The organism is Paenibacillus nitricinens, assembly GCF_052056485.1.
Taxonomy (GTDB): domain Bacteria; phylum Bacillota; class Bacilli; order Paenibacillales; family Paenibacillaceae; genus Paenibacillus_AQ; species Paenibacillus_AQ nitricinens.
In genome coordinates this window covers 1031588-1056258 of sequence record NZ_CP183948.1, presented here as the reverse complement: position 1 = coordinate 1056258, position 24671 = coordinate 1031588, and the positions used below count along the sequence as shown (strand labels likewise).

At 45.6% G+C, this 24671-nt stretch carries 15 protein-coding genes; 6 read left to right on the top strand and 9 right to left on the bottom strand.

What is annotated here, in order from left to right; all coding sequences use genetic code 11:
• Window positions 1-296 precede the first annotated feature (296 nt).
• From qoxA to qoxD, 4 genes are read left to right on the top strand one after another with little or no spacing between them, the layout of a single operon-like run.
• Entirely contained in the window at window positions 297-1292 is a 996-nt protein-coding gene (qoxA, locus tag ACN6KS_RS04670) for a cytochrome aa3 quinol oxidase subunit II (RefSeq protein ID WP_094871516.1), read from the top strand.
• 38 nt (window positions 1293-1330) lie between these two features.
• Window positions 1331-3274 (top strand): cytochrome aa3 quinol oxidase subunit I, encoded by a 1944-nt coding sequence (gene qoxB / locus ACN6KS_RS04665; protein ID WP_042185110.1) that lies wholly within the window; start codon window positions 1331-1333, stop codon window positions 3272-3274.
• On the top strand, window positions 3271-3867 hold the full coding sequence (qoxC, locus tag ACN6KS_RS04660; protein ID WP_094871514.1) for a cytochrome aa3 quinol oxidase subunit III: 597 nt from the start codon (window positions 3271-3273) through the stop codon (window positions 3865-3867). The genes qoxB and qoxC overlap by 4 nt, the downstream gene beginning before the upstream one ends.
• A 1-nt stretch (window position 3868) precedes the next feature.
• Entirely contained in the window at window positions 3869-4162 is a 294-nt protein-coding gene (gene qoxD, locus ACN6KS_RS04655) for a cytochrome aa3 quinol oxidase subunit IV (protein WP_179281646.1), read from the top strand.
• A 76-nt stretch (window positions 4163-4238) separates the two neighbouring features.
• Here qoxD and ACN6KS_RS04650 read toward each other — a convergent pair whose 3' ends face one another.
• From ACN6KS_RS04650 to ACN6KS_RS04610, 9 genes are all read right to left on the bottom strand, one after another.
• A complete protein-coding gene (locus ACN6KS_RS04650; RefSeq protein ID WP_179281645.1) occupies window positions 4239-5945 on the bottom strand; it encodes a methyl-accepting chemotaxis protein in 1707 nt (568 codons plus the stop codon).
• 209 nt (window positions 5946-6154) lie between these two features.
• Window positions 6155-8734: a DUF4430 domain-containing protein gene (locus tag ACN6KS_RS04645; protein ID WP_440961471.1), complete on the bottom strand. Its 2580-nt coding sequence runs from the start codon at window positions 8732-8734 to the stop codon at window positions 6155-6157.
• Window positions 8735-8942: 208 nt separating this feature from the next.
• The gene (locus ACN6KS_RS04640; protein WP_440961470.1) at window positions 8943-11903 is read right to left on the bottom strand and encodes a GAP1-N2 domain-containing protein; all 2961 of its coding nucleotides are present in this window, start codon (window positions 11901-11903) and stop codon (window positions 8943-8945) included.
• Window positions 11900-13162, bottom strand: coding sequence for a hypothetical protein (locus ACN6KS_RS04635; RefSeq protein WP_094875451.1), 1263 nt, complete (start codon window positions 13160-13162; stop codon window positions 11900-11902). The genes ACN6KS_RS04640 and ACN6KS_RS04635 overlap by 4 nt, the downstream gene beginning before the upstream one ends.
• A gap of 84 nt (window positions 13163-13246) precedes the next feature.
• Window positions 13247-13888: a beta-mannanase gene (locus ACN6KS_RS04630; protein ID WP_094871508.1), complete on the bottom strand. Its 642-nt coding sequence runs from the start codon at window positions 13886-13888 to the stop codon at window positions 13247-13249.
• 22 nt (window positions 13889-13910) lie between these two features.
• Entirely contained in the window at window positions 13911-15182 is a 1272-nt protein-coding gene (locus ACN6KS_RS04625; protein ID WP_094871506.1) for a vWA domain-containing protein, read from the bottom strand.
• Window positions 15183-15514: 332 nt separating this feature from the next.
• Window positions 15515-17917 carry a transcription initiation factor TFIID gene (locus tag ACN6KS_RS04620; RefSeq protein WP_440961469.1) on the bottom strand — a complete coding sequence of 801 codons (2403 nt, stop codon included), beginning with the start codon at window positions 17915-17917 and terminating at the stop codon, window positions 15515-15517.
• A gap of 4 nt (window positions 17918-17921) precedes the next feature.
• The gene (locus tag ACN6KS_RS04615; protein WP_094871503.1) at window positions 17922-21311 is read right to left on the bottom strand and encodes a tubulin-like doman-containing protein; all 3390 of its coding nucleotides are present in this window, start codon (window positions 21309-21311) and stop codon (window positions 17922-17924) included.
• A 61-nt stretch (window positions 21312-21372) separates the two neighbouring features.
• Window positions 21373-23190, bottom strand: a complete 1818-nt coding sequence (locus ACN6KS_RS04610; protein WP_094871502.1) for a vWA domain-containing protein — start codon at window positions 23188-23190, stop codon at window positions 21373-21375.
• Window positions 23191-23377: 187 nt separating this feature from the next.
• On the opposite strand from ACN6KS_RS04610, the gene ACN6KS_RS04605 reads away from it, so the two are divergent.
• Window positions 23378-23548, top strand: coding sequence for a hypothetical protein (locus ACN6KS_RS04605; RefSeq protein ID WP_156113055.1), 171 nt, complete (start codon window positions 23378-23380; stop codon window positions 23546-23548).
• Window positions 23541-24467 (top strand): hypothetical protein, encoded by a 927-nt coding sequence (locus ACN6KS_RS04600; protein ID WP_440961468.1) that lies wholly within the window; start codon window positions 23541-23543, stop codon window positions 24465-24467. The genes ACN6KS_RS04605 and ACN6KS_RS04600 overlap by 8 nt, the downstream gene beginning before the upstream one ends.
• Window positions 24468-24671: the final 204 nt, after the last annotated feature.

The window sequence follows — 24671 nt, the reverse complement described above, 5'->3', positions numbered from 1 at the left end:
TCCAATCCTTTTGCACAAAATAGATGTGTCCAAATTAGCAACTTTAGTAAATTATTGAACAAAGTTTGAACAGAAATAAATAACCATTAAACAGCGTAGCTACAGTGATCTTTATCATATCATTAGGAACTTGTAACAAATTGATCACACATATTTAACTTGATCGCCATTATTAAGGTCTATTATGGCTAAGATGGAAAAATAAGTCTTTTGCTTTCTTTCTCATTAGTTCTTACTATATATGAAGGTAATGATGAGGGTTAATTAATAGAAGTATTGAAGGAAGGAGCTTAAGCATGAACAAAAAGGGACCGTTATACGCTTTATTTCTCAGCCTAATTTTACTCTTGCCAGGATGCAGTTCAATCGCTGTTCTGAATCCGAAGGGGCCGGCTGCGAGAACTCTGTCTGACACGATCATCCTCTCCATTGTTGTGATGCTCGGTGTTCTAGCAGTTGTCTACATCTTATATGTCTTTGTACTTTTGAAGTACCGCGCTAAGAAAAGTAACGAAGATTATATTCCTCCTCACGAGGAAGGAAACAAATGGTTGGAGGCTATCTGGATTACAATCCCGATTATTATCGTGGCATTCCTCTCCGTGGTCACTGTCAAAACGACAGTAGATGTAGAAAACGTTGCAGCGGATTATAAAGATCAGAAACCGCTTGTAATCTACGCTTCCTCCTCCAACTGGAAATGGCATTTCAGCTATCCTGAGGAAGGTATTGAAACCGTGAACTACGTGAACATTCCAGTTCACCGCGCTGTCGAGTTCAGATTGTACTCTTTCGGTACGATCTCAAGTCTCTGGATCCCTCAATTGGGAGGACAGAAATATGCGATGAGTGACATGCTTACCACTTTGCATCTTTCAGCGGATACTGTAGGTTCTTATACCGGAAGAAATGCGAACTTTAATGGTAAGGGTTTTGCCCACATGGAGTTTGAAGCCCTTGCGATGACTGATAAGGACTATCAAGAATGGGTAAAAGACGTTAAAGAAACAGCAGGTCCATTAACCGAAGATGAATTCAAAAATCTTTTGAAAATGGAATATGTCGGACGCAAAACATACACCAACACTCACTTATCCTTTAGCCCTCCTCCGGGAGATCATGGCGACCATATGAGCAATAATGGTAAAGAAATGGATATGGATAATGGAACTATGGAACATCAGGATAATAAAGAAATTCATCCGTCTCCTGCACCATCTAGCGAGACAGAATTTAACAGCGAACCTAATCCAGAACTGGATGAACAGAGCACTACACATGAAGGACATTAGTCCATGTTAATTGAGCAACTTGAAAGGAGCGATTCCTAATGGATTGGGATAAATTTAAGGTCCACGGCGAACCCCTGATTTACGGGGCTATGGCAAGTATTGTTTTAGCTACAATCGGGATTATCGTCGGACTAACCTATTTTAAAAAATGGGGATATTTATGGCGCGAATGGTTAACTACCGTTGACCACAAACGTATCGGGGTTATGTATATCCTTGCTGCGCTACTAATGCTTTTCCGCGGCGGCGTTGACGCTATTATGATGAAGCTGCAAACGGCAGCCCCAGACATGAAATTTCTTGACGCACAGCATTACAACGAGGTATTTACAACACACGGCTTGATCATGATCCTCTTTATGGCCATGCCGTTTATTATCGGTTTGATGAACGTTATCGTACCGCTACAAATCGGTGCCAGAGACGTTGCCTTCCCGCGTCTTAATGCCGTCAGCTTCTGGCTCTTCTTCTTCGGAGCAATGCTGCTTAACATTTCGTTTGTTATCGGGGGATCACCAGATGCTGGCTGGTCTGCATACTTCCCACTAGCAAGTATAGAGTTCAGCCCAACGGTGGGTAACAACTACTATTCGCTCGCGCTTCAAATATCTGGTATCGGCACACTCCTCACAGGCGTTAACTTTATTGTAACGATTCTGAAGATGCGTGCTCCAGGTATGAAATTGATGAAAATGCCAATGTTTACATGGTCCGTGCTAATCACGAACGTAATTATCGTATTCGCTTTCCCAGTGCTTACGGTTGCGCTCGCTTTGATGATGTTCGACCGGTTATTCGGCTCTCAATTCTTCACGATGGCCAACGGCGGTATGGATATGTTATGGGCCAACCTTTTCTGGGTATGGGGACATCCAGAAGTATATATCGTTGTACTACCTGCCTTCGGTATTTATAGTGAAATTATCGCCACCTTCTCCAAAAAGAACCTGTATGGATATACATCCATGGTCTTTAGTATGTTGATCATCTCCCTCTTGTCCTTCTTAGTATGGGCTCACCATTTCTATACAATGGGTCAAGGCGCTATGGTTAACAGTTTCTTCTCGATTACTACTATGGCCATTGCCGTTCCAACAGGTGTGAAAATATTCAACTGGCTATTCACCTTACGAAAAGGGCGAATATCATTTACGACGCCGATGCTATATTCGCTCGCCTTTATCCCGATCTTTACGATTGGTGGGGTAACAGGTGTCATGCTGGCCATGGCCAGCGCCGATTATCAGTACCATAATACAATGTTCCTGGTGGCGCATTTCCACTACGTTCTCATTCCAGGTGCTGTATTCGCTGTTATCGCAGGTTTCCACTACTGGTTCCCTAAAGTATTCGGCTTCCGTTTGAACGAACGCCTTGGTAAACATGCCTTCTGGTGGATTATTATTTCCTTTAACGTATCGTTCTTCCCACTATTCCTTCTCGGACTTAAGGGAATGACACGTCGACAATACACTTATTCTGCGGATACCGGATTTGGTCCGCTCAGTATGGTCTCGTTCATAGGGGCGATAGGTCTTACAGTCGGATTTGTAATTCTGGTGTATAACATCTACTGGAGTACACGTTATGAACCAAGAGATACAAATGGAGATCCATGGGATGCACGTACTCTGGAGTGGGCAACGAAAAGTCCGATTCCGGCTTACAACTTCGCAGTGGTTCCAACCGTAAAAACACGCGATGCCTACTGGTTCTCTAAACAAGACAACGTACCTTTATACGAAGACAAGATTACTAAGATTCATATGCCTAGTAATTCAGGCAAACCATTTATTCTGGGTGTTATCTTCTTCATTGCAGGATTCTCTCTGGTATTCAGTCTCTGGATTCCGGCCATCCTCTCTGGAGTAGGTATCCTCATCGTTCTAGCTGCTATGTCCTTCGATCGGGATCACGGATTCTACATCCCTGCAGAAGAAGTTATTGCTACTGAAAAGAAATTGCGGGGTGAGACAATATGAAAATAGATGCGTCTAAGCCGCTTGAATACTCAACAGAAGAGAATAGTAATAAAATCTTTGGCTTCTGGGTCTTTCTAGGAGCAGAGATTGCACTGTTCGCTACGTTGTTCACTGTTTACTTTGTAATGGTAGACCGTTTTGCCAGCGGCCCTAGCGGGCCGGACCTTTTTGAAATTGGTCCAGTGATGATCGAAACATTACTGCTGTTGACAAGCTCATTTACGATCGGTCTTGCAGTTCATGCTATGCGGCATGGTTACCAAAAAGCTATGATGGTCTTTTTCGGACTAACCCTGTTAATGGGTCTCGGCTTCCTTGGTATTGAAATCACGGAGTTTGTCACTTATGTTCACGAAGGGGCTACACTTCAAACCAGCGGATTCCTATCCAGTCTCTTTGTACTGCTGGGAACACACGGAGCTCACGTATCGTTCGGGTTCCTGTGGGGTGCGGCTATCTTAATCCAGTTGAAGCGTCAAGGTATTACTCCGGCTACGGCCAATAAATCCTTTATCTTCTCGCTGTACTGGCATTTCTTGGACGTTGTCTGGATCTTTATTTTCAGCTTCGTCTATCTGAAAGGACTGATGTAGCATGATGAAGCAACTGTTTCCAATTCGCCATGTGATGGGTTTCTTAGCCTCTCTTGTCCTTTCTGTGGCTGCACTTGCTGTAATCTACCTTGATCTATCTAATAGTGCGAACATGGCTATCCTGCTTATTACAGCGCTCATTCAGGCTTCCCTGCAGCTCTTCCTGTTCATGCATATTGGGGAATCAGCTGATACCAAGAAAGAACTCTACATCAATATCGCCTATGCCTTATTCGTTGGCTTAGTTACGATCTTTGGTACGCTCTTCATCTTCGTATGGGGCTGGTATGCTTAACTCCATTCAATAACACACAAAAGGACGTCTCCAAAGCCTAAATGGCTCTGGGACGTCCTTTTTTTTTCATTTCGCGTTATAATCTAAATTGCGCTAAAGTCTTCTGCAGATCTTCCGCCAGCACCGCTAAATACTGAGCTGATGCGGACATTTCCTCCATAGCAGACAGTTGCTGCTGACTAGCTGCGCTGGTGTCCTGAACACCCACTGCCCCTTTATTGGATATAGCATTGACCTGCACCATTGCTGCCGCCACACCTTGTGACTCTAAGGAGACATGCGCAACCGCCTCTCTAATCTCTTCCGTCTGCAGCGTAGCTTCTTTAATAGAACTTTGAATCTCATGAAACGCTTGAGATACGAGCTGACTTTGAGCAACGCCGATAGAGACTAGCTCAGAGCCGAAAGCCATTGATTCTACTGCTCTTTCAGTTTGCTTTTGAATATGCGTAATAATATCTGTTACTTTCAGTGAACTGTTTCTCGTCGCTTCTGCAAGACCCCGAATTTCTCCAGCAACTACAGCAAAGCCGCGTCCATGTTCTCCAGCTCTCGCTGCTTCGATAGAAGCATTAAGCGCCAGCAGGTTCGTCTGTGTTGCAATTCCGTTAATCGTAGTAATAATTGTATTTATATCCTGAGACAGATGCCCGAGGTTACTAATAATCTCTTGGCTCTGAGTTACGCCGGAGTCGATTTCCTTCATCTGTTCAATGATGTTATCTACAGCGATTACCCCACGATCTGTTGAACCAGAAGCGACTCCCATAAGGTCGGACATTTCAAAACTGCTACTTTCTACGGCCGAAATATTATTGGTCATAGCTTGTATAGACTGAGAGGTACGATCAATGCTTTCCGTCTGTTCATCAAACCCCGCTGCAATCTCTCCTGAAGATTCGGCGATCATTTGCGAAGCCAGCGAGGTCTGCTCCGCACTAGCGCTCATCTCTTGCGATGAGGCTGATAACAATTCTGCACTCTCCGCAATGCCTTGCATCATCTTCCGTAAGCTCTCCAGCATATTGTTAAATGAGCTATTAATTTGGCCGATTTCATCCTTAGCGGTATACGTTGCCGTGACGGTTAAATCTCCATTTTCCGCCCGCTTCATTAAACTTTGCAGTTCCTTAAGAGGTTTCGTAATCAGTCGAATGATTGCAACGCTAAGCACGATACAAATGATCCAAGAGAACGTTATCAACACTATACTTTTAGTCTTCATGCTCTTAGCGGTAGCCGTAGACTCTGAATTATGATCTCCAGCTCCCTTTAGCAGCGAATCGCTTATTCCTTTAAGCATATTGATCATTTTCTCACGAGAATTACTAAACTCACCTGTGAATACTTGAAAGGCCTCTTGACTACCTTTGCTATCCGCAATCTGAATAATACTGTCTCTTTGTGCACGATAGTCTGTTAAGGAGGACTCATATTCCTTTATTTTACTCACTACCGTACTATCTTTGTACTGGACGGTCTTCAACTTGTTCAAAAGATTATTATTTTCCTGCACTTTCTCCGTAATGCTCTCTTTCAGTTGTTTGTTCTTGTTTACATCAACGCTAATCAAGCGCTCCAAGAGAAAAGCTTCAATTGCCCGATTGTTTGTACGCATTTGTCCCACGTAAGAAACAGGCAACAAGTTTTCATTATACGTCTCTGTTGTTTTTTTGGCCATTTTGTCCAAAGTGATAAAGCCAGTTACCCCCACAATGTTCAACATAACTACAGAAAATACCAATAGAATCCCAATTTTAAATTTCACTTTCATATTCTTCATCTGCATTCCGCCTTCTCATGATCTTACTAACTATCTATTTTTATCGGTAAGAAAGGCGAATAGTGTGATGATTTTTAAATAAAATCATGAATAAAATGTCGAAAAAAAGTTTCTCTTGTCAAATAATGCAACGAACGAAAAGAAAAACGGACACTCGATCCGCTAATACTCCGAATCGTAGTGTCCGTCTAACGAATAATCAATCGTACTTATTCACCCAATGAATAGTACCAATATAATATATCACCGTTCTCTAAAATGTAGCTGTCCGCACTGATACTTGGATCAGCATCTCTATTCGTCTTATACTTCCATCCACTGCTAGGTCCGCCATCAAATTCGGACAAACCATTTATAGATTTCACGTATTTACTTCCAGCGTTTCCGGATGATACTACCTTATCGCCCAATTGACTAATCAATAAGCTATAAGCTGTTTCACCTTCTTTTAGCGATACTGTTGTACTGTTCAGAATCGTACCCTTCTTGTTATCCCCAACGACTGAAATGGTAGCCGTAGCTTTATCAGGAGCAATATCATCTGAAGGAATGTTTAGGGACTGAGTATAACGCGCCACACTAGGCACACTATCCTTAACATATCCGGTAACAATGATCGTATAGGTATTCGCTGGTAGACCTTGGTCAAATGCAGCTACCCCCTTAGCATTTGTGATCGCCTTCTGATCACCGATCAAGACCTGCACACCAGCGGCTGGAGAAGTCACTGGATCAGAAGTAAAGGTATCCTTATTCCACACCCATTGTTTCTGAGAAACTGTTACTGTGAAAGCTTCACCCGGCTTCGGCTGTACAGAGGATACAACCGCAGTATCAACAACCTGTGTGGTTTCTCCGGCATAATATACAAGAACACGGTCCGATTCCTGTAATTCAAAAGCATCCATACCCACACTTGGATAGATCCATTCGCCGCTACGCCATACTACGAAGCTCCACCAGCCATCATAAAGGCCTTGAGTAACTCCATGAATGCCCGATACAAAATTACCATACGACGATTTCGTGATATCTACTTTAAAATCATTGGATAACCCCAATTGCTGCAAAGCTTCAAGCGCTTTGGAAGCCTTTAAAGTCCCCTCACCGATCAATCCTTGCGGACCCTCCACGGAAAGTGAAGCCGTTACATTCTTAGGAATTACCTTTAGATCTTGCGTATATTTAGCTATCGATGGTGCTTTTCCTTCACGATAGCCTGTTACTGTCAGCTTGTAATCACCTGCCGGAACATTCCCTGAGAATAACGCCTCGCCTTTAGCATTCGTTGTTACGATGCGATTTCCAATTTGGACCTGAACGGCAGAAGCTTTGGCAGTTACCGGGGAGGACGTATTCGTTACAGCGTCCCATTTCCATGTCTTACTAGTCACTACTACAGTAAAAGAATCGCCCTCTTTAGGGCTTGGTTTAGACACCGTTACCGAATCTACAAGTTTAGTATCATCTCCAGCATAATAAACCAGCACCTGATCTGAATCTTTAAGCGCAAAATCACTCATTCCAACATCAGGGTTGATCCATTGAGAGTTACGGGATACGGCATACATCCATCCGTCATAGCCGCCGTAGCTTCCAGCGGAAATGTTTCCAATTCCAGTGACATATGCACCGGAAGGATTCGTGATCGGCAAGTTCGTCTGAAGAGCCAACTTCTCTAGTGCACCAAGCACGTTACTGGCATATCCATATCCCTGTACTAAAGTACTCTTAGGACCCTCTACAGTAACAGGTGCATAGATTAAGGCATTCTGAACGGATGACTTAGAAAAATCGTATAATTTACTGTTACTGCCTTTATAGAGTAGATTGTAAGCTACAAGCGCCTGAAGGCCCTGCTCTGTAGCTAGAATATTACTGCTTCCGTCACGGCTATGCGCGAAGCTTCCGTCAGCTAGACGGTAGCTCAGCAGGTTACCCATCAGATTCACTTTATTCTTGGTATATTCTAATCCACTTGGATCTACACCGAAGGATGTGAGACCTAGAATAGCTTGTGCAGCGCTCTCAGCACTATCTCCGTAACCTCCATGACTATCCTGAGCATTAGATAGCCAAGATACGGCTTGTAGCCCTGCTATGTAAGCTTCTGGATTACGCTTATGCGCCGCTAGAGCGGTTAAAGCTATCGCTGTCATATCTGGCTCACTCGCGCCTGTCGTTAAGGCAAAGCCACCATCTTGATTTTGCTTGGAGAGAATTTCAGCAATGAGCTTATCCGCAGTCCATTTCGCGTTATATGGAATATTATATTTACCAGAGTCCAGTGCGAGCAAAGCATATACTGGATTATTAAGTGTCTGTCCACTGATTTTGTCATGATTATAGATCTTCTCTATTAAGTTATAGCCAGGTGTTGTTCCGCTTCCAGCAAAGTTGGTAGGATCAGCACCAATTGCTCTTACTGCGAGCACAATTCTCGCATAATCCGTTACGTTCGCGAAATTGCCCTCTGCATCCTTCACCTTTTTCTCAAGAGCTAGACGGTAACCTGCTGGCAGTTTGTATCCCGCTTGAGCCAGTCCAATCGCTTGCCAATCCGACTGCACGCCACCCTTTAAAATAAACTCTGCAGCTGTATAGGTCGCATCCGCAACATTAATTCGCTCCGCCTGAGCAGCTGCATCGTTAGATTCATCTAGTCCGGTGCTAACACCTGCCTCTGCAAAGATGGTTCCTGCCGGAGCAAGGGGTGTTCCTAAAATTGAAATGACCATGAATATGGCCAGTCCAAGTACAAAAAACTTGGAGGTGACTACTTTCTTCATTGTTCAACCTCTTTCTATAAAGGAATGGATACTACATAAAATAAGAGCGCACAACATAAAGACCGCCCCTATAAAGGGCGGTATAACCTTATTTTCATAATCATATCTATTAATACATAGCATGTCTATAGAAAAGCTTTGTTTGAGTAACAAAAAAAGAACAGCAGAACCAAACCTTTCGGCATCGTTCTGCTGATCAGAAATTCCTTTATTCAGCTGTTCCTTCCGGACTTGCCGTTGGCGAAGGTTCAGCACTTGGGTTAACACCCAGTGCATCCTTTGGAGCGGGATCTACAATCAATGTAAATCTTCCCGCCTTGATCATACTTTTCTCTACGATGGTCGCTCCCGGTTCTAAGGTAACCTCCACCTGATAGGATGGCTGTACCCCTTCTGTGACAGCTGTCGCGGATGACCCAACTGTGTTATTATCCGCATCGGCTCCCGGGGTAGGAGACGGCGAGGCATCGGCTCCTGCGTTAGTAGCGTCCGCATCTTCAGCCGGTTCAACAGCAGTGCCTGTGGCATCCGCTGACGGAACTGGACACGTTCCATTGCTAGCAGCGACCTTAAAGGTCTTATCCACCACATTGGATGAAGTCATCAGACTAATCTCCGTCGGATTAAATTGCACACAATCATCTGCTTTAGCAAACGTGAACACCAATATGCTGCTTCCCTTATCTCCTTCGACACTCTGCTCCTTCAAGTATACTGAAGCCGGAGGCAGTTCATTGCCTGCACTCTGAACGGCTGTCGGCTCAGGGCTTGTCCCCGGTAGAGCCGTCTTTGGATCTTCCGGACGCAGCATACTGAATACAATAATTGCGACAATCACCAGAATGCCCGTGATGGAACCGGAAATCAGGAGTCGAAATCGACTGCGGCTGATCCAGCGCGCCAGCGGGGAAGCAAGCTGAGCGCGAGCTTCATTGTACACATTTTGAAGAGCAGGCCGTGCTGTAGCGACATAGCTTTTACGGAACTCACGATTCTTGAAGGCTTCGCGGTCACTGCTCTGGAAATACTTCAGAATCGCCCGGCGATAACCCGGATAAAGCTTTTTATTCGATATCGTAAATAAAGAATTTCCTTGAGACCATGCAAAGAATCGATAGATAACATCCTTATCGGTACCGGCTTTATGCTTTACTAATTCCAGGAGTGCGTCATAATCCAGCGGACCACCCTCGCGCTGACTAGTGTAGTAGAAAGCTAGAGGCAGACGTTCAAAAGGCTCTAGCACTCTAGCTTCCTTCAGTAAACGGCGACCGAGCAGCTGTACATCGTCCAATTCCTTTGGAGATAAGCCTGCAAAAATCTCTTCATTCGGCTTCTCTTCACCAAACCAGCGATACGCAGCGCGGAGTGCATTTTCTTTCTGCTTGCTAATTCTATCTAATGGCGGCTGCCACTCCACAACATTTCCATAACGTAAGAAAACAACCTCAAGTAACTCTTCCTGCGTCATTTCAGTAAGGGATAGGCGGTTCAACAAGAATCTATCAGCAGACGCGGCAAGCTCCAGCATAAGCGAAAGTACTTTAGGAGATACGCCTGTCCCTCTACGTCGATCTTTCTCTGCTTTATCTACAGTGCCATGAATTTCCGCCACCGCAGCAACCGGATCAGTCTCCAGTTGTAGCTTTTCTAGCAAGTAATCCCTTACTGCATCCTGAGCAAAAGGCTGCTCTAACGCAGCTGGTAGAAAACGGCCCCAATGGAGTACAAAATTCAGAATGTCCACAGATTTAGATGCAGCAACTAGTCTTGATTCCATATAAGGATCTAATAGCTGCTTACGGAAATACGATTCTGACATTACCCGTTGGAAAAAAGCAACACTCAGCTCATCATTACTCTCAATGATACCGTAAGCTTCATTAAGAACATCTTTGCGTCCCGCTTCCACGCTATGAAGCATTCCATTAATGAAATAATCAACGATTCTGGCTTTGTAATTATGATCCTTGAGAATAAAATAATCCTTAAAGCACTCCATAATTGCAGGATCCGGGACATTCCTTTGCCGGACTAAATCAAATTCTCTGTCGAACCGCTCCAAGAAAATATCATTCAGTCGGATTCTGGAATGAATCGCACCCTCAGCTTTAAGATAAGAGAGCAAACCACTCAGCACCGCGCTCTTATTCTCTGTATATAAGTGCTCATTCCCCTGCTCAATCTCATAAAATACGGCTAACTCATTATAGAGAGCGAGCGATAGTTTATGCTCAGGACTTTCTCCACGCAGGATCTGATCGGCAAAACTTACGAAATCGTCGAGATCCCCCGGATTCAGAAGTAACAGCTTCCAAACCAGATCAGCATACGGCTGACGGGACTCGCCAAAATCTACATTTCCCATCCGGCCTGTAACCAAATCGAAGGTGAAGTCCTTCTCGATGCTGCGATCACCGGGACGGAGCGAACCTTTTTCCACAAAACTAAGATGAATATATTTACGGCTTTGCGGTTCATTAGCATAAGTAATGACGCCTAATCTGCGGCGGAATTCATATGGCAGCACGCTATATAAAATTTCTGTAAGCTCCACCGCACGTGCAGACAGCTCCGTGATAGGTACATTTAGAGCGATATAGATTTTTTTCTTACCTGCCACAGAGAGCATCACCGCTTGCAGCAATGCCTTAAATATCCCTTCATCAATCCCTAACAAGCGTAATCCCGCTATAGGATCAGGGCGACGATCTGTACGTATAACTGGAATAGCTGACAGCTCCGGCAAGGTGCCGCCCAGCTCTCCTTCATAGCTTTTTGCGAAATCCGCATGCAGAAAGTCCCCGTAGCTCTGAACAATCTCCTCTGAACGTGAGGCCGGAACTACAAAGTTATGTGCAAAAAAGGCGCTCCGCTGGCCCGTAAAATCCGTCGCTTGATAATGACTTTTTCCAATAACCGTGTCACCATTTTCCGCATGGAACAGATGCAGCGCACTAGGATATGCAGATTCATCCTTTTCTCCACGCGCGGTAAGCTCTGCTGGTGCATCGTAGAGGCAGAAGGGATGTAATGTTTTTTTGATAAAATTATTGTCCAGGCTGTCCGATTTCGCTACTGTATCAAAACCTTCAGTGGAACGAAACAATCCGCGTCGTTCGCGGGTATACATTTGTTGGGCGATCTTAGACCCTGAGAAAACATTCACGGGCCGTCGCTCCCCTCAATATACTTCAGCTTATGCAGCAGCCAAATAAACGGCTCGTCTACGCGAATCGGGCTTACTACACCCTCAATCTTCTGATTCACAGGATTACTGCCCAACGCAGAAACCGCAAAATAGCCCGTATTCGAGAAGTACACATCCATCGTATCTTTAAAAGGTCTGTCCACCTTACCAATAAATCTGCGAATTTCTCCGTCGATGTTATGGAATTCATCCATATTCAATGTTTTGCGATGGACATAGTTATTGAACACATTACTGTTGGACTTGATGTAATCGCCATCCTCATCCTTTAGCGAATGCAGCATATCACTTTTCGCAAGAACGACTGCTGTTGGAATGTCAGTTTTGCTCTTTTCCTGATAAGCGATAAAATCACCGAACATCGTCAGCACAACATCACGCGGCTCGTCATATTGCGAGACCCATTCGCCCGGGCGATCACCGATGTTAATATGAATCTTCTCACGGATTGAACGGATTTGCAGCGGATCGACCATAAACAGAATACCGGCAGAGTTCTTAATATGCTGACCGTGTAGTCCGAGATAATCCTGATCCACCATGCCCTCACCCGCTACATCAAAGAACACAAGTGTCAGCGGCGGCTTTTCTTCATCCTTAAAAACAAATTGAAAGATAAACGGCTCCTGCATTTTCTCCTTCTGTGTGGAAGCTAGCAGATCCCCGCGTTCAAACAGCGGTTCTTCATAGAGCGTACGGAACTTACGGCTAATCTCCGCGTTGAGCGGCATACAAGCGGCATCGAAATGACCAGCTGTCGTATGCTGCAAGGTATGAATCAGCGCGGTCATGTATACCGACTTCCCGACTTGGGAAGCTCCGATAATCGAGATAATGTTACTCGGAACCTTACCTGCAGTCACAGGCAGCTCGTTATGACAGGTTGGACATAGCCGTCTGCGTGTGAGCACGCCATAACGATCCGTAAGCCCTGTTAACACATGATCGGTATAATGATGGTATTCTTCCGGAATATCCGCCGGATTAATGATTGCTTCTATGTCATCCACCGTATCAAGCCCAAAGCGCTCACGGTATTTATTCAAGGCATCATCTTCGCCCAGCGCGTAATTCTCATCGTCCTCTCGGCTATGCATAGCCCGGAAGACTACATCCTCCGGAGAGAACTTAGTGAAGCAATACGGACACACAATATCATAAAAAAGCGGCCTTGGCTCCGGCTGATTCTTTTTCATAAAACGGCTAAAAAAAGACATCTACTCATCCTCCCAAAAGTTGTATCTGCGTATCTTGCTATGGACAGGCAATGTCCAACTCTCGCTTGTACGCATAGACTGGTTTTACTCCGGCACCAAATCGTAATAAAGCCCATACTTAGGACCGTCGGTGAAAAAGATGCGTACAAAATCATCCTTACCGATCTCAATCGGCGGGAGTACATTGCGTCCAGGGGCGAAATCCTGTACAAAGGGAAAGAGAATACCATCCTCTTTCCCTGCCGGATGTCCTCCCCGTTTCTTAACATAACAGAGGACATCTCGAGCCACTGGAACTTCTGCCGTAATCGCCATATGTACGGTCTTTTGTTTGCCGAATAATCCTCTTTTTTGTTGAATGGAATAATAGATTCTGGCTTTGCCTGCACTGACCACCATACGGTTCGCACCATCACTTTGCCTCACCAGCAGCGTCTCTCCGTTATCAGCAAGGCGAGCGTATATGGTATAGGAGATTAGGCCGATCTCATCCAATCGATCACGATATCCATTATTTGATTTGTATTCCTCACGAGTATAGAGCTTCATTCCGGCCGGAGGAATATCCCCGGTGCCAATAGAAGCCTCTTCTGCGGAGGTCTTATGGATGTACACCGCCTGCACACCGTCCGGCCAGCGCCATCTCAGCGTACAGAACCGGTCATCCACTTGAGAGGTCACATCCGTTATTACCAGAGCGGAAGTATTATCCTCGGCGTACCTCATTACTGTAAGCCCCCTTCAACTACTAGAATCCTTTGCTGTTCCGATTTCTCCGTCGATCAGGAAAGCTTTCTGACGGTGGAGTAGGCGCTGCATTGTTTCTTCTATTACGGTAAATACGTCCTTCTCCTACCGGAATGACGCCTGTAAATAACGAGATGATTGCAGCCAATATAAGAACAGCTAGAAGGCGAATAAGTCCGTCCGTGAAATGATGTCCGCTAAGTCCAAATTCCAGAATAAGCCCTGCGAACAACCCTGAAATTACGCCGCCAATCCCGAAGCTTTTTGCTAGATGACGGTTATCAAACATAATACCAAGACCGAGTCCAAGTGCAGCACCGATTAGCATCAGCGACAAAATACGAACTGCAGCATAGTATGGACTATCTGCTGTAGCATCACTGCGCACCGTAAGCAATGTTCGATCTCCCAACCGATCATAGATTTGCTGGAATACATCACCCAAAAGAGCCGTATCTGTCACATCATAATAGTGACCGCCCGTTAGTTTCGCAATATCCTGCAGCAACTGGGTACCGGCAGGATCCTGCATCCCCAGGCCAATGGTATTTACGGCAATGCCACGATCTATATAGGTCTGTAATTCTCGTGAGGTGTCGAAATTACTGACTCCGTCCGACAGCAAAATGACCATAGCGCCTTGATTTTTTCTGCCGTCACTGTCTATCTCCTTAAGTGCTTCCGAGATCGCACCACTAATGTTCGTGCCGCCCTCAGTTGGCTTCAGATTATCAATGGACGTTAGCACCTTCTCACGATTCTGCGAATTCGAGAGTGGTGTTAACGGCTGGACGACTACTGCTTCGTGGTTAAAGGTCACCACCGCTACCTGATTATCATTGTCCATTCTCGCAATTAACGCCTTAGCGGCTGAATAACGGCTGTTATCAGGATCACTCTGCGCCATACTGCCAGAGTCATCAATAGCCATTACAACATTCTTAACCGGTTTAGCACCGCCAAAATTCAGCTCATAAACGAATTCTGTTAATGCTCCAACTCCAAGTGCAAGGACAATCATCAGTGGCAGGAGCTTCCAGGAAAGTCCTAGGTAGCGCTGCTTCCATGAGGCTCCGTTCAGCCGTGGCGAGATCATTTCTGCTAGCAGGCAGCCGATGCCGATACCGAGTGCTACTATGGCAAAATAAATGCCTACGAGTAAGATGGAAGGCAGATCGTTGTACCAGCTTAGCAGCCACTCGCCAAAAAGAAAGGCGACCCCGCCGCCGATCAGACTGAAGAAGAGCAGGAGCAGATTGATTTTTCTCTGCATCTTTATACTTCCTTTCCGGGAGAAACCTGAATTGTACTCTTATGGTCTTAACATTGTTCGGGGGTTATGTAGCCCAAATTAACGGGCTGCCCGGATGTGTAATTATCCCCCAGATTGCACTTTGTGCAATAGAATGGAATAAAAGAAACATCTATTTCTATTCTATTGCATAATGTGCATTGGAAATAAGGAGAAATGTCCCTCTTCCAGAAATCCGCTTAAATCTAATGTATCAAATACAACAGAACCCTAGTTAAAGGTTATTTCCGTTGATTCTATTGCACAAAGTGCAATAAAGAGGCTCAAAGTGAGGGTACCCACCTATTACGCCATCAGCGCATCTCGGGAAGCTGCTCTTCACTCACCCCATGAAGCTGATAGCCATTCTGAGCATAGGTTTCATAATAAACCTTCCCATTACGGTAATAGAGCAAGTCCTCTAAATGGAAACCACCCATCAGATTTAATTTTTCCACTCCGCTCCTGCGCTGTTCATGCACGAAGCCTAAGCGATAAATGCGAGTCGTCTCATCCACACCAAATGCATAGCGCAGGAATTCAGATGCGCTGTCTCCGAAGAAATATTTTTCCTCATGACGATGCTCTTGCGTGTATTCGAACAGACGAACATTGATCGTCGCGCTATCTTCCAGGTTATGGTACAGACGCTTGAACAGCTCTTCCTTGGATAGAACCTGACGGTTCTCATAAGCAGCCGCAACATTTGCACGTCGCAAAAGCTCTTCTTCGAAAGATAGAGCAAACGGATCTGCCGTTAATATTTCCCGCTGACAAATGGCAATCAAACGCTCCGCTACCGCTACTTTGCCTTGCTCTAACAGCTTAGAAATGCTACCCATGTACTTGTCACTAAAGAATATCCCTGGCCCACGCCGGGTCTCGATCTCTTTCATTACTTCTTCTGTGACAACTCGGTAGTATTCCATCACGTTCTGGCCAGTGGTTTCATTCGTTCGCCCAATGCTGTCCATCACAGTAATACGCAGGTCTTCTTGGAGCGTCTCCATAGCTTTCACACGAGCCACACATTCCACGTGAAGCTGCTCAAGCGCAGATTCCAAACGACTGCATAGCGCAAGCTCACTTTCCATACATAATAGCTCATATTTTTTGCCATATACCGCAGAGAATAAGTAATGAATGAAGTTGCGTACCGTTCGTTTGTCAAAAAGCGGCACACGCTGGAACGGTTGGCGCTCCACACTTTCCGCATAAAGATCCTCAAGCTCATCCTGCGCGGAGACAAGTGCTGAACGCAATCCAGTCATATGCTGACGCAAAGCATGCAGCACACTGCCACCCTCATCGCGATCAGCTGTCCACTCCGCAAGCTGATAGAATGTTACTGCTGGTGTAGCTGTTTCCTGTGCCGCCAATAGGGTGCGCCATCCACGAAGTGGATGAATACCTTCTACTCTCCGGTTAGACTCTGCCACAAAATTATTACGGAAATAAGCTTCGCCCCCATCACCGAACAGCTGCTGTTCAGCTTCACGAAGTGACAGCTGCTTCAGCTCATTGTAGGACGGACGTCCATGGCTCATTAGCCCTGTCATTTCACTAAGGCCGTCTTTCTCCGGGACTAGCTGCGCCCTATGCTCCCGTAAACGATCAGGATCCAGCCCTAATAGAGATTGACGCTCGCGCATAGTCCATGGACTACCCTCACGCATATCCGCTGCAAGACGCCGGAAGGCGTGATACAGCACGGCCAAGGCAATTTGGACATTAGGCCTTCTTACGCCAGAAAAGCCTGCAGAGGCGTAGCCTTGTCTTCCTGTGCTGCCTCTAATCCCGCTTTTGAAGGTCATATTGTTATACCCGCCGTGTCCGGTTGCCTGATCAGAAGTCGGGCGAACACGATTCTTGAGTAAACTGATATGGGAAATAATCTCGTAGTTATCATCCATGCCGTGAGCAGACATCATTCCGCGCTCATTCTTATCAGAGAGCAGGTACACAAGGTCAAATAATGCAGAAGGACCATGGCCAACTGGAATTGACAGTCCGTCTTCGGTTACAAGCAGCGGCGCATTAAAGGTATAGTCCGTAGCTTGCATTCTGTCCAATTCACGCAGAAAAGCCAGCCCTACCGAGCTGGAATATCCAAAATTATCCCCTTGCTCCCGCTCATTAATTAGAGCGTAGAGATCCGTCTGTACCGACTTAAAAGACTGACTGAGTATTGCACGAGCCAGCAGTGTAATTTCTGGCAACAACACATTAAGCGGGTCATCGACCCGCGTAATGATAGAGAGATGAATCACGTCAAAAGATGAATATAGACGTCCATAATCCGCTATACTGTTGCTCAGCCGCCGGATAACTTTATTCATTTCAGCAAGATAACGTGTATCCTCATGAAACTTGCGGTAAAGCTCATGACGCACCGTGCGCGGATCTGACCCTGCCATATCCGGCAAGGCCATGGCCAGTACCCGGTCTTTTCCTCCTGCATCAGTGCCCCTCTTACTTCTGTCTGTGTCCTCACTCATCGTGCCTGACACAGCATGTAATGCCATAACACCGCCGGCGTTATCCCATTTCCGTTCGCAGCTATCCAGCACCGGACCGATGGCCGGAGCAACCTTGTCGCCTACGAACAGAAACAGGGCTGGGTAATGGATGCTGCTGCGTCCATCCCCTTTACTGCGCTGTGCCTCTTCCTGTACCGCATATTGTTCACCATAGGATATTGCCAGTGTTTTGATCATTGGCCTATTTCAACTTTCTGCGGATGCTGCCGAGTTTGCTAGTCATACTCTTGTAGAAACTATACATCTCATCGCCGCTCTCATACTCTACCCGTTCATACTCCAAGCTGTCGCGTGCTTCAAGGAAGGATACATAAAGACCTTCCAGCTTATAGAGCAATGGGGTTACGTCTTCAGCGGCAGTCATTTCACTCGCACGGCGAGCTGCCTTACGCAGCAGAACGCTGCGGCTCTTCTCATCCAGCTCCCGGAAATGACGGTACACGGCATATTCCACGTAGCTACGTTCTTTCATCAAGTTGGCAAACGGCTCCCAAGCTTCCTCTTCTTCATCACGGTCATAAACGTAGAGTGCGCCTTTCTTGATAATGCTGTCCGTGTACAACGCTTCGATGAATTGGTCCATCCACTTGTCTTCGTCCAGATATTGATGGAGCAGCCCTTCAAGCTCCGTTGCTTTTGCAGTCAGCTCAGCATATTTAGCTAGCTCAATACGAACACGAGAAATCAGCTGTGGTGAACGAATTAGATTCTCCTGTGCCATTTCTTTATTGATGCTGCCAAAAATATCTTTAATGCCTTCGCGCTCCAAGCCCTTCTCGCGCAGATTCTTTAGTTCATCAGCCGCCTTCTTCACTTCTCCGAGATTCGGACGCGAAGAATTTAACTGCATATCAAATCCACTCAATAGAGCATCCATATCAAATGGTTTCGTAAACACAACAGAGTATCTGTTGCTTGTGTTCTCGTCTACACCTTTTTCGATGATCACTCCGCTTGCCAACGCCTTTGCAAAGTCTGCACGCACACGTGCGTTATAATCACGTACACGAGAATTGACGTAAGTGTCACCCCATGATTTTTCCGGAATCGGAGAAGGGAGATACGTCCAGTTGTTCTTATCCGTCATCACCAGATGGCGGCCGATCCCTTCCTTATCGAGAATGGTCCGCTCATAGTTCTCTTCAAACACCCGCAGCGGCGTGTAGACGAAGAGTGGCACACCGTTACGTGTGTTAAGCCAGAAAATACGGTTTTTCACTTGGCTTTCTTTGATTGTAAATTGTGATTTGCCAAGCGCATTATTCTGATAATTACGAATCCCTTTCAGGATGCCAGGCGCTTTAACAGGTACGGAAACGAAACCCCATGATGGGAAATGCAAGCTGCCCGAGCTGTTGCTAAGGTGGAAGGTAGGCACAGCCTCTTCGTCCAATTTACCGGCAATAATCCGCTCTACGAACTTATCCAGCGGCTCTTCATGGCCGAATTTCATCACAAGGAAATCTTCCATCGAACGGGTGATCAGATCCCCGAACTTATCGCTAAGGAAATCCGAAATCGAGCGAACGATATCAATCTCCTGTTCCTTAACCCAGCGTCCGGAATGTTTCAGCATTTCACGGGTGAAGTCGCGAATCAGGTCGTCGCCGTCCTTCTGATCCATGATTTTGGAGATCGTCGCCGAAATATCCGGCACGTTAACAATGTTCCAATAATAAGTTTTGTTGCCTTTATAATCTGCTTGCTCTTCACCATTGATAAGGATGTCCCCATTCTTGGCAAAAATCGAGCTAAGCGCACTAAGAATTTCCGTAAACACACCGTAAATCCGGCTATTCTCTTCATTTAAGAGTTCATATAAGTCCTCGTAAAATTGAATCATTTGTTCCGTGCGTTCTACATCGGCATGGAGCCAATATTCATTGATTTTAGCCTCAATATAGGCATTTTTCTTCTTCTCTTTGGATACAAAAGCACTGCGAGCATCGCTCAGCTTCTCATCCGCACTGTCCTGTGCCGTCTCAATATCCCGTGGCAGACGCAGCAAGCTTTCACGTAAAGCCTCAATATAAGACTGAATCAGCTTCAAAATACAGAAGCCCTTCTCGGTGTACAGCAGGCGGGAAACGTAGAACGGACCTTGCTCTGGGTGCAGGAAGATGCGCTCCAGCTCTTCACTGAAACGTCCGACAATTTCGCCAGGCAGCTGCTTTTTCGATTTGATATATTCTTCTCGGGCACGAGCCAGGAAGTTCTGCTCCAGCTCTGTATCCATGCTTACCACTTGATTCTTAACTACATTGGCATGATTCAGGCGTTCGCTATTTTCGAAACCTGGTAATGGCTCAGGTACACGGGATTCAAAGGTTTTAATCATGCTGTCGAGATCTATCCCCAGCTTGCGTGCGAATTTCTCAACATCCTCTTGACCAGGCGCCTGCTGGAACATTTTTTCCATTTTATCAAACAAGCGGAAGGCCAGATAAGTCGTCATTTCCTCAATCGGAAGCACGGCAGACGAGGCACCGATAATGTTGTATTCATAGTTAGCTGGATAAGTCTTGTTCATCTGCGCAATATTAGTGCGGATATTACTGATATAATCATGGATGGCGAATTCTTCACCCGATTGCTTTTCTTCACTTGCCATAAAGTTCGTGATGTTCTCAGCCGTTACGTTCATACAGTAATCATACGCATTCTCAAGCAGCTTACCTTCGGTATTCGTTGCAGAGATTAAATGGCATAGATTAAACGGAGGCAGCGGTGAATTCACCGTCAAAATATTACCGTATTGCTGCTGGAATCGCTCCCCGCGACTGTCCACATTCATCCAGTAATCCAGCTCTTTTAGCGCCGCATAACCGTTCTTGCGAATATATTCACGCGTATGCTCACTTAGACTTTTATTAGACAGGTTCACGTCCGGTGTAAAAAGATAACCCAGTGTGTTCACACGGTCAATACCGGCTGATCCATAATCACGTTCAATAATACCGCGTACGATATAGGCAATATCAAGGAACGCTCCACTACCTGTCCCCCCTGACAAACCTGTCAAAAGGAAGACCATCAGCTTTTTGTTCGTGCCAACAGATAAGGTCTTGATCTTCTTATCAATCGCCCCTACCACCTGATTAATCTTGGTGAACAAGAGCAGGCGTCCAGCCTGCCGCACACCAGCGGCACCGTTCATACCATCTGTGATGCTCAGCTCCGGTGACAGCCAATCCGTGATGTACGAATCAAGGATACTGCGGTTCTGCAGCAATCCGCCGATTTCAGCATTCGCCAGCAATACAAATTCATTCTGTGGATCAAGTCCAATCCCTTTGTATTTCTTCCCGCGATCCTGTTCATTCGTCTCAAAGGCTAAAAACTCCACATTATCCGGCTTGTCCCGCTTCTTCTTGGATATCGGATCTTCCGGCAGCTTAAAGCGGCGGTTAATCTGATATTTAAGTCGCAGCAGGGCATCAATGCCCGTGCCGCCTAGTCCAATAATCAGGATCGGATTATCAATCGTATCCACCCTGATCTTATCACTGACAATCCCGCCGCCTAGTGATACATCCAATTGCTGTATATGCTCTCTTACTACTGGTTTCATATGCTTTATCCTCCTAAAAGTTTTGCGGAAGCTGTACTTCAGATTTCTTGCAAAACCACTTCTATACTAAATATTCGAGATAAATCGTCTTATCTACCGTGTGCAGGGACACTGAAACGCGGTCACCACTCTTCAGCTCAAGACCACGCGAGGCATCCGCAGCACGTCCGGATCTCTCTACAGTAACACCTTCTCCACTGCGTAACAGCAATCGGTCATTCTTAGCTGGTGTGAAAATAATGCTCTCGCTTTCCTTCAGCTCAGGCGCTAATTGCAGCAGCTGATGAAGGGTGAACTTGCCTCTGAAGCCAGCAAGTTTCTTATATTGTGGGTAGGTCTTCTCACCCGTGTTGCCGTCTTTAACCTCAATTACCAGCTGTCCAACAAAACCACGTGCCGATTTCTTATTCAGCACATACCATGCCGCAGCGGCTGCCAACACCAGAAGAATACCACCAATAATGTAATACAAGGTATTAGACGATGCTTCTTTCAGAGGTTCTTCTTTGCCAGTCCCTGTTGATGGACTAGTAGTAGCTGCGCCACCTGACTTCGCGCTGATCTTCACAGGAGCACTTTCACGATAGAAACTACTTTCCTCTGCACGAACCTTCAGCTCATAGTCATGGCTCTCTTTTACCTCAAATGTACCCTTAAAAACATCCCCGGAGTTATCCAGTTCGATTTCCTGTACATCACCTGTATCGATATCTGTAGCAAGCAGTACCGCCTTCATATCTTGATACAAATTACTGAGCGTTACCTGAGTACCATTGCTGAACAGGTGAGAGGTAATATCAATTTTATCACCTTTTTTATAGGTTGCTGATGGCAAAGCATCGATCTTAAGCTCCAAATCGTAGTTAAAAACTAGATTAATATCAATTTTATCCTTTGGCACACCTTTGACCTGAAGCTTCCAATCTCCTTCTTGCGGTGACAACAGCTTGATCAAGCTATAAGTAGAAGACTTCGACAGCACAACATCCTTGGACGGGATGGCGACAGCATTTCCTGCAGGATCAGTTAGCTTCGCGGTCACAGGCTGTGACGACATAATTGAGATATTGGCTTCCAAAACACTGCCGTTAGGCACGTTGACGGTCACATCCTGATAATCCCCATTTGCAGTGATCGACTGCACTGGTACTACCTTTAGCTTCAGATGGCTAGCAAAAATTTCACTAAGTATTTGCGGAAGATCATCTGCGGAGTCCGTCGAAAATGCTTTACCACCTGTCTCAGTGGACAGATCAGCGAGTTTCTGTTTATTCAGCTTGCCGTCGGCATTAAGCCCAATCGTATAAATGGGATAGCCATTCTTCTTGGCGACCTCCACAGCGGCGTTCAGTTCTTTATCCGATTCGCTTTGCGTCCGGCCTGTTGTTTTGTTGAAATCATTATTGCCATCAGCTAGCATTACAATGATTGGCTCATGATTCGGATCGCTACCATTCTGGAGCACCTTCACAGCTTCTTCTACACCGACAGCAATGTCGGTATAAGCTCCACGGTCCAGTCCATCAATAAAATCCTTCAAATCCTGTTTATCTGCCTCTGAATTAATTTCCAGCAGGGCCTTCTCCCGCTGCACTTTGTCGGTATAGGCAACAATACCTACTTTATCACCTTGAGTAGATAGCATATCTATGAACATTTTCATCGCTTCGCTCGCGACTTTGTTCTTGTCACTAGTCTTCATGGAGTTACTTACATCGATAAGAAGCACTGCATCAATGTGAGATTGCGCCGATGTTGCCGCATAGGCCTGAACAGCTGCAAATGGTGAGGCAGCAAGACATAGCGCCAGCAGTAATGCCGGGAAGATACGTTGAATAAGTGTCTTAGTTGTTCTGTTACTTTGATATTTACGAAGCATAAATAGGGCTCCTCTTGTGTTATATTAGGCACATATGACAGCTTCAGCACTATCGCTAAAATCTGTAAATAGTATGCCATTATGATATAATTAAACCTTGTAAACTTCAACTTTAGGACCGCCGGACCAAAGTAGCAATGATGCATAGAGTGATCATTCTATGAGCCATCCATACTGCGAGGCGTCTATGAGAAAGGACTGTTCCATGATTTCATACGTCATTCTTGGGATTACGTTCCTAATTGTCGTAATTCAAATTTCCATCTATGCTGCACGCCAACGTAAACCACTAACTCGAGATGATATTAACGACCGCCTACTGGCCGCATTGAACGGAGGCGATAAAGGCCGTGAATAAGAAAAGACCTGTTACCTTTCGCCCTTTCAAGGCTCCTCGTTACGCTTATGACAAGCTTCGTATTTGTCGCCACTGCGGACAATACACCGCTCTCGGTGAAGATCGATGCTCCAAATGCGGTAAAGACTCACTTATTACGGTAGAGAAGCAAGCTGTATCCATTGCAGGAAGAAAAATGCATACGCGCCTCCTATTCATCTTACTGCTTACACTAGCCTCCGTCTATTTTGGAAATAGCATAGAGCAGATGATGTTATGTGGTGCCGGAGGAATTCTCCTCGCTGGACTATTGTACTATACGCAGCGAAAAGCACGGCAGAACGAGAATCTTCGTTCTCTTAACGAGCTGCTCGGCCGAGGAATTGGCATCATCAAAGAGGGACTGGAGATCAACCGCCAGGAGGCTGTCTCCATACTCCGTGAGGACGATGTTCTTGCCTACGAGAAGCTGCGCGAACTCTCCATCCTGCTTCGTGGTGACCGGATCGCACGACAACGTATCGCCTTGCTGCATGGTTTTTTGCTTCGCAAGGATATGGATTTAGAACTGGAGCAGCTTCTTCTTAAGGATTTCGAACCGCTACTAGCCGAATATATCGGCGAGATCGCTAAAGTCCGTCCTGATCTGATCAAAGATCGTACACTACGATACGTAAAGAACTATGAAGTAGAAATTCGTCATATGAATAATGGTATGACCATCCTTACGGGAGTTACCGGAGCTGCAGTAAGAATGAAGCGTTATGCCCTGCTCTACTCCAGTATGATCGGCCGATACGTGCAAGATCTGCCTAAAGACCGCTTTATGCGGTTATCCAAACTCATTGCTGCGAATCCCCATGAACCGTGGAATGGCTTGGACCAAAGAGTAGCGGACATTCGTGAAGCCAAATACCGCTGGGACCCGGAAGTTCAATAGGGCTTTCTTATATTTCAAGTAGAAATGACATTGGCATCCGTTATAGATGGCAATTGTTTCTCGTAGAAATATAAGGATAAAGAATAATGTGAAACTATGCTTTCTTATATTTCAAGAAGAAACGGGATTGGCATCTTATTGATGGCAATTGTTTCTCGGTGAAATATAAGGATAAAGAATGATGTGAAACTATGCTTTCTTATA